This window comes from Paenibacillus sp. yr247 (assembly GCF_900103825.1).
GTDB lineage: Bacteria > Bacillota > Bacilli > Paenibacillales > NBRC-103111 > Paenibacillus_E.
The window spans coordinates 222,204-240,140 of record NZ_FNIF01000005.1; the positions used below are offsets into that span (position 1 = coordinate 222,204).

Below are 17,937 nucleotides of genomic sequence, written 5' to 3' on the forward strand. Positions count from 1 at the left end.
TAAGCAAATGCCAATATCCTTCAATAAACGACAAAAAAAGAACCCGCATCCGTAAAGATGTCAGGTTCTTTAAGCTTAATCCAACTAGATCCATTGCTGAATGACTTTACTGTATTCAAAAAGCTCGTTTGACTTAAAGAAATTGCTAATTTCACGCTCAGCGCTTTCAGGTGAATCCGAACCATGAATGAGATTTAAATTCGTATGTACGGCGAAGTCACCACGGATTGTACCTGGAGCAGCCTCAAGAGAATTCGTTTTCCCTATCATTGTGCGGGATAAAGGAATGACTTGATCCCCTTGCCATACCATAGCGAAAACAGGCCCGGATGTAATAAATGTCACTAGTTTTTCGTAAAAATCTTTTCCTTTATGTTCCTCATAATGAAACTCGGCTTGCTCTCTCGATACCATTGTTAGCTTACTGCCAATTAATTGAAAGCCCTTCTGTTCAAATCGTTTTACAATTTCACCTACAAGACCCCGTTGCACGCCATCTGGTTTAACCATCAAGAATGTTTTTTCCATGTAAGGACTTCCTCCTTAGAGTTTTCGCTAGAAGACTTGCATCTTAAGCATATACTTAATAATGTTCAACCTATGTATTCCCCACTAGTTTACACTCTTTGGTAACATTTCTCAAATTGAAGCCCGACTCCTTAATAAGATCGATTGCCAATAAAATGTGCAATTTCAATGAGATCTTTCTTGGCTTGAATATTAGGCAGTTTGTCCAAAGAAGCAATTGCCTTATCAATATACTTTTGAGATAGTGCATCAGCTCTGCTTATGCCTTCACTGCCTCGGATCATATCCAAAAAACGACTAACATCGGTCTGTCCATCTAACTGATGTATACGCTCTAATTCAGACAAAATAAGCGACTTCAAGGATGGGTCCTGCATCGCTAACAAAACAGGTATCGTAATGTTGCCTTGTTTCACATCGCTGCCCGGCGGTTTGCCGATTTGCTTTTCGGTACCGATTAAATCGAGAATATCATCCCGGATTTGAAACGCCATTCCTACGTTATAACCAAAAGCATACAGCTTGCTGCTGATCCAATCAGGCGCATCTGCTGCCATGGCTCCTAATTGACAGGAAATGGCGATGAGTAGTGCCGTTTTACGTCTAATTCTTAACAAGTAATCACGAATCGTTTGCTCGGAATGAAAAAAGAAACGAATTTGTTCCATTTCTCCGATGGACATTTCCACAATGGCTTTAGACATAATTTGGTGTACCGCGGGCTTGTGAATCTGAGTAATGACGCCTAAGGCCTTGGCAAAAATATAATCCCCCGTGAACATGGCAATGCGGTTGTCCCATTTGGAGCGCACCGTCAATTGTCCCCGTCTTGTGTTTGCATCATCGATCACATCATCATGGACAAGCGACGCCATATGAATAAGCTCCAGCGGTACCGCGACGCGTTTCATGGTTTGAAGCTGATACTCTCCAAACTCACCGGAAAGCAGAACAAAGACAGGCCGAATTCGCTTCCCTCCCGCTTTCAGTAAGTGCATAGAAGTTTCTCTAAGCATCGCATGATCGGAATACACGCTCTCTTCGAGCTCTTTTTCAATTGCGGCTATATCCTTTTTCTTTCTTGTATAAATATCCATTAGATTTTTCATTCAGTCACCCGTGCCACTTTATTCTCTGACCATAAAGCGATGCTTACCGGCTTCGGCAGGAAACCAAGCTCATAGCAGTACTTGTAATACAAAGCAAGTCCTTCCCATTGTTCCGTTCCAAAATCATAACATAACGTATGAAAATAATGAGTCCAATACTCAGGTGTTCCGCCTACCGTTGCTTGCGCCTCATGGATCATTTCTTCCGGATTTTTATGTGCTTTAGCTTTACTGGCCATGAAGGCCTCAAACACTGCTGCTACAAGGTCCGGATATTTCTCTGCGGTCTCTTTGCGAATCGCCCACACGGCAAAAGACATCCATTGTCCTGTCCATTTGGCCCATTCTTGCCCAAGATCCGTAATCATATACTTCTTATTACGCCAGCTCTCTTTGATCGCATCATCGCCAATAAGTAACGCCCCGTCTGCATTTTCCATCATCTGTTCGATATTGGGCATAGCATACTCATAGGTTGGTTTCCCATTATAAAACTTTTCGAGAATGATTTTGAGTAAATTCACTGATGTAGCCGAGGTTGTTGGTAATACGATACGGCTATTCGCAATTTCACGTAACGGCTTATCATGGAACAACAGTATCGAATTCACTTCCCCATAAGCGCTAACCGAAAGATCGGGGTACAACATGTAATCCGCAAAGGATTCTCCGTAAGCAAAGGAAGAAATAGGGCCCATATCAATGTTTCCAGCAGCCATAGCTTGATTAAGGGAGGTTGGGACCTGTTCGATTATGTCCACCTCTGCGCTGTTCATTAGTTCGGGAAAGTAATAGTAAATCGGCCAAACGTTCGTATAATTAATACGGCCAATTCGTATTTTAGGGCCTAAGTTGCTCATTGTTATCTCCCCATCTTCGGTACAAGGAATGTTCAATATCCATACTATCCAGCACTTTACCCACCAAAAAATCGACCATCTCATCGATAGAGCGCGGACGATTATAAAAACCCGGCATCGCCGGAAGCAAGCGTACGCCCATTTTCGATAAGGTTAGCATATTTTCCAAATGTATGGCATGTAATGGCGTTTCCCTTGGAACCAGGATTAATTTTCTTCCTTCTTTGAGCATGACATCCGCTGTTCGCTCTAGTAAATTATCCGATGAGCCATGAGCGATTCCAGATAAAGTGCCCATCGAGCAAGGTATGACAACCATCCCCTTTGTGCGAAAAGATCCACTGGCCACAGTCGCGCCAATATCAGCAATTGGATGATAATCAAAGGAACCTGCGCGGCCGCCAAAATGCTCCTGCAGCATCTCTTTGCGCTTGCTTACATGCCAATCCAATTCATCGTGCAGCACTCTCCAACCTGCCTCTGTAACGATCAGGTGCACACTTAAGCCCTGGTCCAGCAGCACCTGGCACAACCGCACGCCATAGATTGCTCCACTAGCACCGGTGATACCTACTACCCAATTGCCGCTCATGAATGCTGCCTCACAAGCACATCAAGCAAGGTGAAGGCAAACATAACTAAACTTAATACACCGTTCATGGTGAAAAAAGCTGTATTCAATTTGGACAAGTCCTGCGGCGAGACAAGTCGATGTTCTTTATACAAAATAATATAAGCGATAACGAGACCGACTAAATAAAACCAACTTAAATGTGTGATAAAAAACAAAGCCACTAAACCTACTGCTGTGAGAACATGCAGGATACGAGCGGTATTCAGGGCAGCCTTGATTCCGAATCGGCTTGGCAAGGAATGAAGGCCTTCATTGCGATCAAACTCAGCATCTTGACAAGCATAAATCAGATCAAACCCAGCGCTCCAACAAACAACAGTCAAATAAAAAATAATTGATGGCCATGTGAATTGACCTGTTACGGCAATCCACCCACCAAGCGGGGCTAAACCTAATGTTAAACCTAATACAAAGTGGCATGTCCATGTAAACCTTTTGGTATACGAGTAAAAGACAAGAAAAAACACTGCAATAGGCAGCAGTTTCATCGACAAAGAGCTTAGATTAGATGTTGCCCAGAAAAGCAAAGCAAACGAAATAATAATATATATAATTACCTGTTGAATAGATATAAGTCCCGCCGGTATTGCTCGATTTTCCGTTCGCGGATTTTTCTTATCAATCGCTTTATCAATTACACGGTTCAAGGCCATCGCGGCTGTTCTTGCCCCAACCATGGCAAGAGTGATCCAACCAATCTGGGCCCAACTAGGCAAATGTCCATTTAATACGACTGATCCTAGAATCGCTCCCATGAAGGCAAACGGTAACGCAAATACACTGTGTTCAAATTTAATCATTTCCAAAAATATTTTTAATTTAGTAAACATATGCTGATTACACTCCTGATTTCGTATTCCCCTTGGTACCCATATGCAAGGCTGCAACCCCACCTGTTAATGGGTAAGCCTGTACACTTTCTAAACCTTGGTTTGTAAAGATGGTAGCTAATTGTTTATGATCGGGAAAATGGATTAATGATTCCGGCAGCCATTTGTACTGCTCATATTTCTTTGCGATCAGCTTTCCTAAAAAGGGCAGCACACGCTGGAAATAAAAATAATAGATTGACTTGAATGGTTGCCATGTTGGCTTGGATAGCTCCAAAGACACAACTAGCCCTCCTGGCTTAACGACACGTTGCATTTCACGGATGACCTGCTCCAAATCGGGAACATTACGAAGGGCAAACCCGATCGTGGCGTAATCAAACGTATTGTCGTCAAACGGAAGACTCATCGCATTGCCTCGGATAAGCTCAATCTGCTGCTCCAAGTGGAGTTGCTTGATTTTCTCTGCGCCATAGTCTAGCATGTTTTGGCTAAAATCAAGTCCAACCATCTTACCGCTACCACTAGCCTGAGCTAAGCTGATCGTCCAGTCGCATGTGCCGCAGCACAAATCAATCGCTGTATCACCCGGCTGCACATTCATTTTTTTCATGGTGAATTTGCGCCATGCTTTATGCCTGCGGAAGCTTAAAATATTGTTCATAAGATCATATTTGGGGGCAATACTTTCAAAGACCGAGTGAACGAACTCTTCTTTGGTTTTGGTTGTTTTCGTTTTGCTATTTGTTTTTGTCATATTCATCTGTCACATCACCTCAAATTTCTTCCAGCACTTTGGGCTGCTTCGCCAAGAATCGAAGGAACGGCTCCCCAATGTGAAACAGCTCGCTTATTAGTTTATCTGATTCAAGCTGTTGTACTTTAGACTGTAATTGCTTCGTATGAGAATCAAGCATCTGATAAAGCTGCGAAGTTATATTATATTTATGTATGAGTCCGCGAACCTTGGCTTGATCTGATTCCTCCACATGAAGCTGCTTTCGTTCTTCCTTCGTTCCATGCTGCAGAATGTGCCAGAATCCCCAGCTACCTCTGAAATTGACCACCGATTCGATGCGGAAAATCTCCTCAAAGATAACCTCACACTTTGCATAACTCCTCAGAATATCTGGCCAAGCTTGGTCATATACCTCAGACATAAACTCGGAGAAAGACAAAAAAAGCTGAGATTTAATTTCCACTGTTTGGTGGATGTAATCTTCTGCCGTCAATTTCAATTGCTTCATTTTCATATACACATTCATCTTGAGCCGATTGACTTCGCAAATCGCATCCGACAACTGCTTAATCATTTCAATCTGGCCCGCCTGAGCAAGAAGATTATAAAAGCGGGAACTAAAATAATCCCCTGCAAGAACCTTTAACTGCCTTGACCTTGCCGCCTTTTTCTCTTTGATATCATTGGAAGCCGAGACCAAATCATGGGTATCGAGCCCAAGTTGTACAAGCGAAGTAGCAAGCGTATACAACTCGCTTGAAGAACTTAATTTACTGTTTCCGTTCAAAAAAGCAAACAACAGACGTGTGCGAAGCTCCGGAAAATCGGGCAAGTCTGTGTGAATTTGGATCATATCATACTCAGTATACTGCTTAGCGATCTCTTGGATCCGATAAGAATTCATGCAAAAGCCTCCGTAACCGTGTGCCAAATATCTTTTGTGTTCATCTATGCTTCAATTCAAGTCATTATATCATAACACGTAAACAGAAGCACATTTAATTATAAGGGATATCTTTGCTGCCATTTAGAGGTGTACGTAATACGAAAGCGGTTTTGTAATTGCTGCTCAAGTTGAATGAGGCTGAGTTCGCTCGCATTCTTCTCCATATCCTTCCCATATTCACGTTCCGCAACCATGGCGAGTACAAGCTGTGTTGAGGCTGACTCTGTAACCCCAGAATAATCAATCACACGAACCCAGACCTGATTCACATTTTTTGTTTTCATAATCATAGTTTGCGCGATCATATACAAATCCCTATAGACTGATACCGAATCAGCATTTTTCGGCAAACTCAAATCAATTGACATTCGGGAGTTGCTTAGCTCAACTTTTCGAATCCGAAGTTGAAGGGGGATTTGTACAAGTAAATCTACCAAATTATTCTCCGTGAGCTGCCCTGCACGATTGCTTGACCAATTATAAGGCGAGTTTATGCCCGTGGATCGATCCATTTTCGGAAGCACAGACAGACAGATGGCCATTACAATTGATATACCTAAAGTCATCATGATGCGCATCGACCATTTCATTACGAAAGCACCTCCTACGCGTTTGCAAGAGCAACAGACTTCGAGCATTGGCATTTTACAAGCCCTATACACCATTGTACATAAAAAAAAAGCAAGCTATGCCTGCTTTGTAAATTATAAATTATTCTTCGGTATCAACCGTACCGTACTTGGTCATAATTAGCGCCTTTCCTCTAACTTTCACTGCGGATGTATGCTCCGTGAACTGAGCAATCATGACTTCGCCCTTGTCCAATTTTTCCGTATGATGAAAGCGAGTGTCTTGACCTCGGGTTAAGCCAATGACATGAACACCATTATCTTTGGCTTTAATAACGAAATATTCATTACCGTTCGTATTCGAATTATTCATTTTATTCGTTTGTTCCATTTCCCATCCTCCATTCTTGCCTAAACTACAATCCCCTACCTAATGATGCCAAAAAAAGCATCGGGAAGTCAACTAACCTTAGACAGATATTTCATTAGGCGCTGTATTCTTTCCTTTTTGATAAAAATTCTTGAACTTGGCAGGAAGTACGCTATTAGAACCTAATCGAATCAGGAAATCAGACAGCTTGACCGTTGCGTAGGCAAACAGCATGCCGGCGAATACATCGACAAGCCAATGAATTTGTAAGTACAAGGTTGAGAAAATAATTGACGCGCAATAGGTAACCATCATCGTTTTGAAAATGCGATCCTTCTCTCTCAGGGCCAGGAGAAGCATAGCAAATGAAATGGATGTATGCATACTAGGGAAACAATTCATCGTAGCCACAAGTAACGAATTTTGATCAGCGAATACACGGTGTAACAAATCCGGCTGCTTATTGACATACCATACTTCATGCAACAAAATTAAATTGTAAAAAGGTAAAATAAGTGGAAATTGCAGCATATGACCGGATAATGCGTAGGAAAGCATTTTCTTAATACTGCGTGTCCAAAAGCTTCTCACAATACAAATCCATAAAGATAAAACAAAGCCATAATTATAAATCCACACCATTGCTTTATCTAGAGAAGGAGTGGCAATCCATCTCGCCCATCCGCCAGTGTTCAGTGGGATCGCATTCATATAGTCATCCCAATGCCATGGATGACTATTATTTTCAAACATCCAATTGGCGATCCTCCACCAGAAGCTATTTCCGCTTCCGTAAAAGTAATAAAAAACACCAAGCAGTGGAATACCAAAAATGAAGAATCGTTTCCAATCAACGTCAACCTGATCCTTACGGACACCTAGCAAACAAATCAGCAGCAAGATCCAACATTCTTTACTCCAGTTCCCGACAACACCGATACGCCAAACCAAGTAAATGGAAGCAATTATGCCGAACATCGCCCAATCCTGAGATTTCACGAGCTCGTTTAGTTTTAACTTATTCAAGACTGTTCCCCCTAAATCATCTAAGAAGTGCTATCTTTTTTGGAACAAGCCTCTTCAAGAGAAAAAGACATCGGCTGACGATGTCTTTTTCATAATCGGAGTAACACGATTCGAACGTGCGACCTCACCCACCCCAAGGGTGCGCGCTACCAGGCTGCGCCATACCCCGTTCGTAGCATAGGCTAACTTATTCACTTTTGTAATTATAGTAGGAGAATTTCGAATTGTAAAGGCATTTTATCTCATCAATTAAGAAAGCCGCGACGGCTGTTTAGCGGTCACGGCTTTGTTGTTATATAACGTTCAATAGTATGTAAAAAACGCAATTATTGAATGCCTTCTTTAAGTGCTTTACCAGGTTTGAAAGCTGGAATTTTGCTTGCTGGAATTTCGATTTCATCACCAGTCTGTGGATTACGTCCTTTACGAGCAGAACGTTCACGAACTTCAAAGTTACCGAAACCAACTAATTGTACTTTATCTCCGCCTTGCAGCGCTTCGGAAATTGCATCAAAAACAGCATCAACTGCTTTAGTTGCATCTTTCTTGGAAAGCTCAGAGGTTTCAGCAACCTTGTTAATCAATTCAGATTTATTCATGCCATTCACCTCCCCCCAAGATTTCTCACTTCCGTTACTTCCTGTTTTCACCGTTTCCTCAGAAAATATACATTATCCAATGAAAAATCGTTGATTTTCTTAGCAAAAATGAACTTCGAAAGCAGACGAATAAATTCATAGTAATACACTCCGACAGCAATTTCAAGTATCGTTTTCCATTTTATGTGGGTATTTTTGCTAATAAACGACAAAAAACACTCTTTCGAGTGTTTTTCTTGTCTGCTTTTCTACAAAATTATGGCAATTAGGCCACCAGAGCCTTCATTAATAATTCGGCCAAGTGTTTCTTGGAGTTTATAGCGTGCATTGTCCGGCATCTGGGCAAGTTTCCCTTGAATCCCTTCACGAACAATCGAATGAAGCGATCTTCCGAATATATCGGACTCCCAAATTTTAAGCGGATTATCTTCGAAATCCTGCATGAGATAACGGACCAGCTCTTCACTTTGCTTCTCAGTACCAATGATAGGTGAGAACTCCGACTCCACATCCACACGAATCATGTGAATAGACGGTGCTGTAGCCCGTAAACGGACACCGAACCTTGAGCCTTGACGTATTAACTCCGGTTCATCCAGCGCCATCTCAGCGAGCGTCGGAGGCGCTATGCCGTAGCCTGTCGTTTTGACCATTTCCAGCGCTTCCGCAAATTGATCATATTCTCGTTTCGCATGAGTGAAATCCTGCATCAACTGGAGGAGATGATCTTTGCCGCGAATTTCGACCCCGACAACTTCGACCAGGATGCGATCATAGAGTTCATCCGGCGCAAATAGGTCAATCTCCGCAACGCCTTGCCCCATATTAAGTCCAGCCAAAGCGGCTTTATCAATGAACTCATATTCGGCAAACTGGCTGACGACACGATCCACATCGCGTAAACGTCTGATATCTTGAACCGTATCACGTACGGAATTTTCGAATTGCGTGCGCAGCCAGTGATTCTCATCAAGAACCATCACCCAGCTTGGTAAATTCACATTCACTTCATGGACAGGGAACTCGTAAAGCACTTCACGCAGGACAGAGACCATTTCCTCTTCACCTGCACTAGCTACACTCATTGTCACAACAGGCACGTCATAGCGGCTTTGCAGTTCACTGCGCAGCTCAAGCGCCGGCTCACTATTCGGTTTCTGTGAGTTAATGATGACAATGAATGGTTTGCCTACTTCTTTCAGCTCATTAATGACTCTTTCTTCTGCAAGTACATACGAAGACCTCGGAATATCAGAAATTGTTCCATCGGTAGTTACAACCACGCCGAGTGTAGAATGTTCCTGAATGACCTTCCGTGTTCCGATTTCAGCAGCTTCCTGGAAAGGAATCGGTTCATCGAACCAAGGGGTATTGATCATACGCGGGCCGTTCTCGTCTTCATAGCCTTTGGCGCCATCGACTGCATAACCTACACAATCAACGAGGCGAACATTCACATTCAGCCCTTCGGCCACGGAAATTTGAACCGCCGTATTCGGTACGAATTTCGGCTCCGTTGTCATAATCGTGCGGCCAGCAGCGCTCTGCGGGAGTTCATCGGTAGCCCGGATCCTATCCGCTTCACTTTGAATGTTAGGAAGCACTACAGATTCCACAAAACGCTTAATAAAGGTTGATTTTCCTGTTCGGACCGCTCCGACAACCCCCAGGTAAATGTCCCCTCCCGTTCGTTCTGCAATGTCCTTAAAGATATCCACTTTCTCCAAGAGAATCCCTCCTACAGTTTGGTCGTCAACTGACTCTTCTGACGGTAACAATTGACTACTCGTACATTCATTTGGACTAGTAAGAAATATATGTACTTTCGATAGAAATATGATAGATGCGTAGATCTTTTTTTGCCGCTCATATTTTATGAAGCACATACGGCTTTCCTTATAGAACCATATAGGGATCTTTGACACTAGATCAAAGTCTCACCACATTGAAAAAATATATGATTGACTGGCATTGGTTATTCTGAAAAATCAAAAAAACCTCTTACAAGTTTCTGTAAGAGGTTACGTTTATGATTTGTTTTGAGGCATAGGTTGATTATTTTGCCATAAATACGCATTACTGCGTATCGGCACGAAGTAGGATTTATTCACGAGAATCTCTCGCAAATCCTGATCAGACTTTAAGGAACTCGCTAACGAATTACTTTGAATAAGCTGCATGATGTCCATCGCATAATCAATGGCAACTTCGCCTGTTTGCTTATTCACCAAGTAGGTTATGAAATTCTTGCGATTGTAAACAGACTTGATTTCAGGTAATTTCATACCCAGTTTATCAAAATCCACATAGTCAAAAGCTTCATTAATAGCAATACCCGGAGGAAGCTTCCCATCATGCTTCACTTTGTAATCATTGATCTTCTTCTGGACATCTTCAACACTCTGATAAGCGGACAAATCCATCAACTTAACCGTTGGCTTTGTTTCCACATCGACAAGCACATAGATGAAAATACCGCCGCTTTCGAAAGCATTAGCCGGAACCGTACTAAGCAGGTTCGTTTTTTTCAATTTAGGAAAATCAATCACATATTTCTCATAGAGTGGTGTTGTCATATCGCTATTCTTGATCGGCAGCACACCGGTCTTCTCGTGGTAGAGAACAATGGCCTGTTGAACGACAGTAATGAACTCCGCAGGGTTGATTTGATTCTCTTTACGCATTTCCTGCGGATATGCACAACCACCGAGCAGCAAGACTATACAAATGGCGATGAATACCCATCTACCATGTAAAAGGCTTAGAGCTATTTTCACGAATCAATCATCCTATCTTTTTTTCTAAAATAAATCGTCTTCTTCCGCCTGTCTTGCAAGCTGGGCGCGAATGACTGCCTTTAATGGATCTTCAGGTACCGTAACTTGAACAGAGCCAATCACACGGGCCTGGCAAGCAAGCCGATAGCCTTCATCAGCTTGAGAGCCAAGCTTTAAACGTTCGTTCACATTCATAGGTGCAAGACCGCTAGGTTCGCTTACCTTCACCTTACACATGAGACAAGCTGCCTTGGCTCCGCAGCGCGTGCGGATGTGAACCTTGGCTTTGCGCCCTGCATCCAGCAATGTCGTTCCAGGGCGGACCGATATTTTTTTGTCATCCGGCCAAAAATACACTTCTGGTCCATCCATCGCTTTCACCTTCTTATATGCCATCTTCCTGCTATCTGGGTGAATCTATCAATTGTTCAAGCTTCCTTTGGAACTCTGTTCCCCAGCTATTTCTAACCACTAAATCGTTTAAAGCTTGCATGTGAAGCTCTGGATAAGCTTGCATGGTTTTCATAATCGCCATATAGCGATCGGGCCGATTACGAAGTAAATTAAATAGGAGTTCATGGGCTAATGGCATAACTTTGACTTCCTGCTCGCTTATCCTAAACGAATGGCTGTGATTTTCCCACAGATAAGCCGCTTCAACTTGATAGGAAGAATGTAGGGCCTTAACTCTGAAATCACCAACCACTTCAACGGCATTTCCATCGATATGATAGTGACTTAGGATCGAAGCATATATGGGTGTTTCGCTATAATTCGGCATGTCCACTGAATAATCTCGTAAGGAAGCATGGACAGCAGTTACATCGTTGTCATCCACATAGATATCGAGGTCTCTTGGACTTCTTCCAATATCAACGTCTTGTAAAAGTAGTCCGCAGCTTCCACCGATGAGCCACCGTGCGCCAGGAGCTTGCAATAATTGTGTATGAATGGTCATAATTGTTGGTAGTAACGGCTCCAGCAGGACCAAGATGCCCACACCTTTCAGGCAGATATTTTAGAAATAAGGCTTATGTGTAACCGAAATGGAACCGGATTGCTTAACGATACACTGACAAGCTAACCGATAGCCCTGAGCAATCTCCTCAGGTTCCAATCGGCTTTCTTCCTCATCCGAAGGTACTGACAGCAGTTCCCGACCTGTTGCTACATAACACCGGCATCTGGCGCAGGTTCCACGTGTACAAGAAAATCCCCAATCCATATCTTCCTTAAGCGCATGGTCCAGAATAGTTAATCCGAATACCGCCTGTATCGTTTTCTGTGTTTTGCGTGTTTTCAATTCTAACATCGATATCTCGCCTCCCAGTTGTTAAAACAAAGATAGCAGCATATAAAGTAAAATGGGAATAAATAAGAAAAAAGCAATAAGGGATAACACGACACGAAGAACCCCTTGAGTTCGATTTCTTGCATAAGAAATTAATAATGACGCGACAACCATTAGTCCAATCGCCACGAAAGACGCCCACATTTTGTCCAAACTTGACATTTTCATAACTCCTTATGTACAAAACATTAAAATTGATCACCAGTAAGTATAGCATAGGATGAGAAAAAAAGCATGAAGGGCGGCAAGCTCCCCTTCATGCTTTTTATTTTTTACCCATCATCATGCTCATTAATTGCTGCATGTTATTGGTATCGAGTTTGCTGCTTTTGACCGCCTGAATGATATCGTTGATCGTCTCTTCCGATACCTTGACGTTCACTAAACCAGAAACTTGTTTGATAAGTTGCCGAAGTTGAGCTTCACTTTGCAGGGTAGAAGGTTTCACACCGCTGGCTATTTTCTCAATATCTTTAGATGTAACAGACTTACCCGTTTTCTTCTTTACCACATTTAATACGTCCTTCGACATATCCTTATTCGACAAATGTGCCGCCTCCCTATACCTCATAATGACTAGAGTTTATAAGATATAGTATGAATGCGGGCAGGATGTGGTGTAGGCTACTTCAACACTTTTGTTGCTAAGTCACTGGCTACCTCTTCAATCTCGTGGGTTCGGACTCTTCCCATCAAATCTTGCGCAGCTAACTGAGGTGATTTCCCTTCGAAAAGTACATTATATAGCTCATTAGTAATCGGCATTGTCACTTCAAATCTACGGGACAACTCATAGGCCGCTTTCGTTGTCTTCACGCCTTCTACGACCATTCCCATCTCGTCCAGCACCTCGTCTAAAGGTATGCCCTTCGCTAATTTATTGCCGGCACGCCAATTCCTGCTGTGTTGACTTGTACAAGTCACAATCAGATCGCCAATCCCTGCTAAACCAGCAAATGTCAGTGGATTGGCTCCCATAGTTGTACCCAAACGAGCGATCTCGGCCAATCCTCTCGTTATAAGAGCAGCCTTTGCATTATCGCCAAAGCCTAGACCATCTGTTAGACCAGCGCCTAGCGCAATAATGTTTTTCAGCGCCCCTCCAACCTCCACACCCGCAACATCAGGGTTTGTATATACGCGGAAGTAGGAATTAATCATTAAATCCTGAGCCGCTTCAGCCGCTCCCAAATCTTGGGCTGCGACAACAACAGTCGTCGGACATTTACGGATAACTTCCTCTGCATGACTAGGGCCGGAAAGGACGACGAGCCGCTTGGCATCGATTTCAGGGAGCTCATCGGCAAGAACCTCGGTCATACGCTTAAGCGTTCCGGTTTCAAAGCCTTTAGTTGCATGAATAACTAGCGTATCCTTTTTCAAAAAAGGTCGTATTCGTGACGCTACCTCGCGCATGCCGGAGGAGGGTACGACCAAAATGATCGCATCGGCATCCTCAACCGCCTCCTGCAGCGAGTTTGTAGCAACGATCAACGGCGATAGCACCATATCTTGGAGAAAACGGCTATTACGGTGTTTCTCGTTGATTTCTTGAACCTGCTCCTCATTGCGAGACCATAACAGCACTTGCTTTCCATTATCCGCAAGTACCGAGGCGAGTGCCGTTCCCCAACTTCCAGCTACTAGAACCGATACTTTGTTTGACAAAGTGACCCCTCCTAAGAGTTTTCGTAAGAAAACTGGCTTCGTAAGCATTGCTGAGTTTTGCTTTAGCAAAACTGGCTTCGTAAGCATTAGCTAAGCTCTTTTCTGACCCAGCTTGTTCTCTTTGCCTTGTATGAGCTTCACAATATTCGTACGATGACGCATAAAGGCAAATGCACACAGCAAAATGCTAATCCACAAAATCGGTAAAGGTCGGTCCATCCCCCAAATAAGAAAAGGTAAAAGTGCAGTAAGTATAAGGGAGCCGAGCGATACAAATCTGGTAATAGCAATGATGACTATGGCAGCTAAACCTGCAATTAATGTCGGAATGAAGCAGAGTGTAGCCATAACGCCGATCGTGGTTGCAATTCCTTTACCACCTCGAAAGCCGAAAAAGACTGGCCAATTATGACCGACGATAGCTGCTAGCCCACACAATACGCGAATCCAGATGTTATCAGGTTCGGGAGCTGCCCAAATCCCAATACATACCGCAGCAACTCCCTTCAAGGCATCAAGCAAAAGAACTAGGATGGCAGGACCCTTACCAAGAACGCGAAGCGTATTTGTCGCCCCCGCATTGCCACTGCCGTGCTTACGGATATCGATGCCTTTGAACCATTTCCCGAATAAATAACTAAAGCTTATGGAGCCTAATAAATATCCCACTACAATTGTTATTATGGAAATTGAAAGCAATCTACAACATCTCCTATTCTTTGTCCGATGATTTCCTACGGCTTAAGATACGTATTGGTGTTCCTTCAAATCCGAAGGCAGCACGAATTTTGTTATCCAGGTACCGTTCATATGAAAAGTGCATGAGCTCAGGCTCATTCACGAAGAGTACAAAGACAGGAGGCTTAACAGCTACTTGTGTAACATAATTGATCCGCAGGCGTTTACCTTTATCCGTTGGAGGTGGGTTGTAAGCTACCGCATCCGAAACAACATCGTTAAGGAGATGCGTCTGAACACGAAGGGCATGATTCTCAGCGACTTGAATGACGACCGGCAACAGCTTATGTAAACGTTGCGTCGTTTTAGCTGAAACAAACACAATCGGTGCGTAACTCAAGAATAAGAAATGATCGCGAATGGTTTGTGTAAAATGCTGCATCGTTTTATCGTCTTTATCCACGGCATCCCATTTGTTTACGACAATAACAATCGCTCTTCCTGCTTCATGCGCATATCCGGCAATGTGCTTGTCCTGCTCGATAATACCTTCTTGACCGTCAATGACAACCAGCACAACATCAGCACGTTCGATCGCCTTCATTGCACGCATGACACTATATTTTTCCGTGTTCTCGTAGACACGGCCTCTCTTACGCATACCAGCCGTATCTATGATAACGAACTTCTGTCCATCCCGTTCAAATGGCGTATCGATCGCATCACGCGTCGTTCCTGCCACGTCACTAACGATGACCCGCTCTTCCCCAAGAATGGCATTCGTCATCGAAGATTTTCCGACATTCGGGCGACCGATAAGAGCGAATTTAACGACTTCCTCGCCATACTCATCATCCTTTTTGTCGGGAAAAAGTGCACAGACAGCTTCGAGCAAATCGCCGATACCAATTCCGTGTGAACCTGAAATGCCGATAGGATCACCAAATCCAAGAGAGTAGAACTCATAAATATCGTCCTGACGCGCAAGGTTATCCACTTTATTAACGGCAAGTACGATAGGCTTTTTGGAACGGAATAGCAATTGGGCAACCTCTTCATCCGAAGGTGTTACTCCCGCTTTGGCATCAACCATGAAAATAATAACATCCGCTTCTTCAATTGCAAGCTCTGCTTGAATACGAACGGATTTGAGGATAGCATCCTCCCCATCAATCTCAATACCACCTGTATCAATGACGCTGAATGACGTATTGAGCCATTCACCCACGCCATATAATCGATCACGTGTAACACCCGGTTTATCTTCCACAATCGCAAGGCGATCGCCTACGATCCGATTGAAAATGGTGGACTTGCCGACATTCGGTCGGCCTACAATTGCAAGAATAGGTCTAGCCACTACTCATTCACTCCTTCGAATTCCATGATCAGCCATGGAAAAATACGCAACTTACATCATAACAAAAAAGACACGAATTGGCTAATCTCATTTGAGATTCCGCTTGGTAGAATGCGGGCACACCGGCTATTTCAGGTATGCTTGACCAAAATCATCGTGCCATTTTTCAAATCGTGAGCATTCGCATCCAATATTTTTTCTAATGAGAAAGAAACCCTCTGGAGTTCATCTTCCTTGTCCACCACAAAGATTGGAGCACCTCCAGCTATTCGTTCCTTCGTTAAAGTCACGATGGCAATGATTTGCGACATCGATAATTCAGGCCTCCTTCCTTTTATTTACTCCGGCTTCAGACGGCATACGCACAGCACTTTCCAGCACTGGTACCCGATGAAGAGCGACAAATGCTTTCTCTACATCCCTCTCCTGTGGAAGAAACAGAACGCCTATTGTACCGTTGTTCATATCCAGTTTGGCCATTGGCCGCAAAGAAGGCTCGCCTTCATCTCGGAATACGCCAAATAAGGTTGAAATATCATGAAGAATAGCCTGTCTTTGGCCTAAATTAGCTAAGGTCACGCGTGCATTGCGATTTTTGGGTTTAATTAAGAAGCCAAGTCCGTGTTCAAGAATCTTGTTACGGCTATCCGTTAGCCCAATGTTCATGATATAGATAGAACCAACAAACAGATCCGGACCATCCATTCGGATAGGAATGTGTTCGATATCTGCAATAGCAGCTAGCTTTTTACCCGATTTAAAACAGTTAGCAATCCATATTGAGAAAATACCAGCAACAATCCCCCAATACCAAGCAAACAAAATACTGAATAAAGAAGCAAGAAAGGACGAGAAAATAACTAGATAATTTCTCCCCTCGAACACCATCGCTATCCCTTCAATATATGCCGCGCCTCTAGGGACTAGTTCTAATTCATCAATCTTGGATAAGCTTTGTCTTTCCATATTGCGTACATCTCGAAACTGTTGGGCAGCAAGCGATAAGAATGTGACCGCTGTATAATTTTTCTCGAGCAAAGCAGGAACAGCAACTGCACCTAATGCTGCAGCAATGACACCTAGGGATATATGAATGATTTTACCATGAGGATAGGTAGGATATTGCCGATAGTCCGTTCTGAGCATATTGAGACGCGCAAGAACACCAAAAGTAACACCCACGACGACGCCTATCGTATAACGATGCGAATACAACCAGTCCATTACTTCCTCCAGCCTCCTTTTCGTTCCATCCAACTTCTAATGACGCTTCGGAAACCGTTATAAACAGTTTGAAGGATAATCGTCATCGTACGAGCAGCAAAGACAGACAACCACCATTGATCTTGAAAAGTCCCATTACCCAGATGATGATAGCCATCCTTAGGATGAATACCTGCCTGATACATATCTCCGAGTAAGTACCCAATCGAGAGCGCCGCGATCTGCTCCAAGGCATTTCGCTGTAAAATAACGGCTACTAAAGCAAGCAATAAGGCCGTATCCCATTCCGAGTCACGCACAATGAGTATAGGATCCATTTCTAGCAGCTGCTGCAATAAGAAGTGCAAAGAACCAAGTAGAAGACCAATGGAGAGCAAATGGAGTTTATGTATGAATCCTTGCGTGACATAGAGAATACCCAAGCTGATAAGAAAAACAACGACATAGACGAGCTGAACTTGAACCTGCTTTACGGTTACCGTTAACCTGGAAAAAACAATCCATGAGACAAAAAAAAGAAGCATGCCCTTGTGCGATATACTTCTGAGGTACAGCTCCTTCCATCCGCTGGCGAACAAAATCAACGTGATACAAAGAAGAATTAGAGACAAATAACCGGAATTCATAATCTAACCACCCTAGAATGCATAGGAGAGCAGGTGACACGCG

Annotated in this window: 24 protein-coding genes and 1 tRNA gene; all 25 read right to left on the bottom strand. The window is 43.3% G+C overall.

The features are described from left to right. Positions 1-84: 84 nt before the first annotated feature. The gene (ndk, locus tag BLT91_RS13445; protein WP_090821646.1) at positions 85-528 is read right to left on the bottom strand and encodes a nucleoside-diphosphate kinase; all 444 of its coding nucleotides are present in this window, start codon (positions 526-528) and stop codon (positions 85-87) included. A 131-nt stretch (positions 529-659) separates the two neighbouring features. Then, entirely contained in the window at positions 660-1,637 is a 978-nt protein-coding gene (locus tag BLT91_RS13450; protein ID WP_090821648.1) for a polyprenyl synthetase family protein, read from the bottom strand. After that, positions 1,634-2,497 (bottom strand): menaquinone biosynthetic enzyme MqnA/MqnD family protein, encoded by an 864-nt coding sequence (locus BLT91_RS13455; RefSeq protein WP_090821650.1) that lies wholly within the window; start codon positions 2,495-2,497, stop codon positions 1,634-1,636. Before BLT91_RS13455 ends, BLT91_RS13450 begins: the two co-directional genes overlap by 4 nt. Next, the gene (locus BLT91_RS13460; RefSeq protein ID WP_090821652.1) at positions 2,478-3,089 is read right to left on the bottom strand and encodes a UbiX family flavin prenyltransferase; all 612 of its coding nucleotides are present in this window, start codon (positions 3,087-3,089) and stop codon (positions 2,478-2,480) included. The genes BLT91_RS13455 and BLT91_RS13460 overlap by 20 nt, the downstream gene beginning before the upstream one ends. Beyond that, positions 3,086-3,961 carry a UbiA-like polyprenyltransferase gene (locus tag BLT91_RS13465; protein WP_090821654.1) on the bottom strand — a complete coding sequence of 292 codons (876 nt, stop codon included), beginning with the start codon at positions 3,959-3,961 and terminating at the stop codon, positions 3,086-3,088. The genes BLT91_RS13460 and BLT91_RS13465 overlap by 4 nt, the downstream gene beginning before the upstream one ends. Before the next feature lie 7 nt (positions 3,962-3,968). After that, positions 3,969-4,718, bottom strand: a complete 750-nt coding sequence (locus BLT91_RS13470) for a demethylmenaquinone methyltransferase (protein ID WP_090821788.1) — start codon at positions 4,716-4,718, stop codon at positions 3,969-3,971. Between the two features lie 19 nt (positions 4,719-4,737). Then, the gene (locus BLT91_RS13475) at positions 4,738-5,604 is read right to left on the bottom strand and encodes a heptaprenyl diphosphate synthase component 1 (protein ID WP_090821656.1); all 867 of its coding nucleotides are present in this window, start codon (positions 5,602-5,604) and stop codon (positions 4,738-4,740) included. Positions 5,605-5,702: 98 nt separating this feature from the next. Continuing rightward, a complete protein-coding gene (locus tag BLT91_RS13480) occupies positions 5,703-6,236 on the bottom strand; it encodes a hypothetical protein (protein ID WP_090821658.1) in 534 nt (177 codons plus the stop codon). 121 nt (positions 6,237-6,357) lie between these two features. Next, entirely contained in the window at positions 6,358-6,606 is a 249-nt protein-coding gene (gene mtrB / locus BLT91_RS13485; protein WP_175532286.1) for a trp RNA-binding attenuation protein MtrB, read from the bottom strand. A gap of 78 nt (positions 6,607-6,684) precedes the next feature. After that, positions 6,685-7,611 (bottom strand): phosphatase PAP2 family protein, encoded by a 927-nt coding sequence (locus BLT91_RS13490; RefSeq protein ID WP_254776925.1) that lies wholly within the window; start codon positions 7,609-7,611, stop codon positions 6,685-6,687. 95 nt (positions 7,612-7,706) lie between these two features. Beyond that, positions 7,707-7,780: transfer RNA gene (locus BLT91_RS13495), tRNA-Pro, on the bottom strand. A gap of 157 nt (positions 7,781-7,937) precedes the next feature. After that, the gene (locus tag BLT91_RS13500; RefSeq protein ID WP_090821660.1) at positions 7,938-8,210 is read right to left on the bottom strand and encodes an HU family DNA-binding protein; all 273 of its coding nucleotides are present in this window, start codon (positions 8,208-8,210) and stop codon (positions 7,938-7,940) included. A gap of 248 nt (positions 8,211-8,458) precedes the next feature. Further along, the gene (spoIVA, locus tag BLT91_RS13505) at positions 8,459-9,937 is read right to left on the bottom strand and encodes a stage IV sporulation protein A (RefSeq protein WP_090821662.1); all 1,479 of its coding nucleotides are present in this window, start codon (positions 9,935-9,937) and stop codon (positions 8,459-8,461) included. A gap of 300 nt (positions 9,938-10,237) precedes the next feature. Further along, positions 10,238-10,987, bottom strand: a complete 750-nt coding sequence (locus tag BLT91_RS13510; RefSeq protein WP_254776926.1) for a hypothetical protein — start codon at positions 10,985-10,987, stop codon at positions 10,238-10,240. Between the two features lie 24 nt (positions 10,988-11,011). Next, a complete protein-coding gene (locus BLT91_RS13515; protein WP_254776927.1) occupies positions 11,012-11,383 on the bottom strand; it encodes a 2Fe-2S iron-sulfur cluster-binding protein in 372 nt (123 codons plus the stop codon). 7 nt (positions 11,384-11,390) lie between these two features. Then, positions 11,391-11,945, bottom strand: a complete 555-nt coding sequence (locus BLT91_RS13520) for a nucleotidyltransferase family protein (protein ID WP_175532287.1) — start codon at positions 11,943-11,945, stop codon at positions 11,391-11,393. A 60-nt stretch (positions 11,946-12,005) separates the two neighbouring features. Continuing rightward, positions 12,006-12,299: a 2Fe-2S iron-sulfur cluster-binding protein gene (locus BLT91_RS13525; protein ID WP_090821668.1), complete on the bottom strand. Its 294-nt coding sequence runs from the start codon at positions 12,297-12,299 to the stop codon at positions 12,006-12,008. A gap of 21 nt (positions 12,300-12,320) precedes the next feature. Further along, positions 12,321-12,500, bottom strand: coding sequence for a DUF2768 family protein (locus BLT91_RS13530; protein WP_090821670.1), 180 nt, complete (start codon positions 12,498-12,500; stop codon positions 12,321-12,323). Positions 12,501-12,603: 103 nt separating this feature from the next. Continuing rightward, the gene (locus BLT91_RS13535) at positions 12,604-12,870 is read right to left on the bottom strand and encodes a stage VI sporulation protein F (protein ID WP_254776933.1); all 267 of its coding nucleotides are present in this window, start codon (positions 12,868-12,870) and stop codon (positions 12,604-12,606) included. A gap of 92 nt (positions 12,871-12,962) precedes the next feature. After that, a complete protein-coding gene (locus BLT91_RS13540; protein WP_090821674.1) occupies positions 12,963-14,006 on the bottom strand; it encodes an NAD(P)H-dependent glycerol-3-phosphate dehydrogenase in 1,044 nt (347 codons plus the stop codon). Positions 14,007-14,096: 90 nt separating this feature from the next. Then, a complete protein-coding gene (gene plsY, locus BLT91_RS13545; RefSeq protein ID WP_254776928.1) occupies positions 14,097-14,705 on the bottom strand; it encodes a glycerol-3-phosphate 1-O-acyltransferase PlsY in 609 nt (202 codons plus the stop codon). 13 nt (positions 14,706-14,718) lie between these two features. Beyond that, complete coding sequence (gene der, locus BLT91_RS13550; RefSeq protein ID WP_090821676.1) at positions 14,719-16,044, bottom strand: ribosome biogenesis GTPase Der; 1,326 nt, start codon at positions 16,042-16,044, stop codon at positions 14,719-14,721. 131 nt (positions 16,045-16,175) lie between these two features. Next, entirely contained in the window at positions 16,176-16,355 is a 180-nt protein-coding gene (locus BLT91_RS13555) for a capping complex subunit for YIEGIA (RefSeq protein ID WP_090821678.1), read from the bottom strand. Between the two features lie 7 nt (positions 16,356-16,362). Then, entirely contained in the window at positions 16,363-17,268 is a 906-nt protein-coding gene (locus BLT91_RS13560) for a YIEGIA family protein (RefSeq protein WP_090821680.1), read from the bottom strand. Next, complete coding sequence (locus tag BLT91_RS13565) at positions 17,268-17,894, bottom strand: YphA family membrane protein (protein ID WP_090821682.1); 627 nt, start codon at positions 17,892-17,894, stop codon at positions 17,268-17,270. Before BLT91_RS13565 ends, BLT91_RS13560 begins: the two co-directional genes overlap by 1 nt. Positions 17,895-17,937 lie beyond the last annotated feature (43 nt).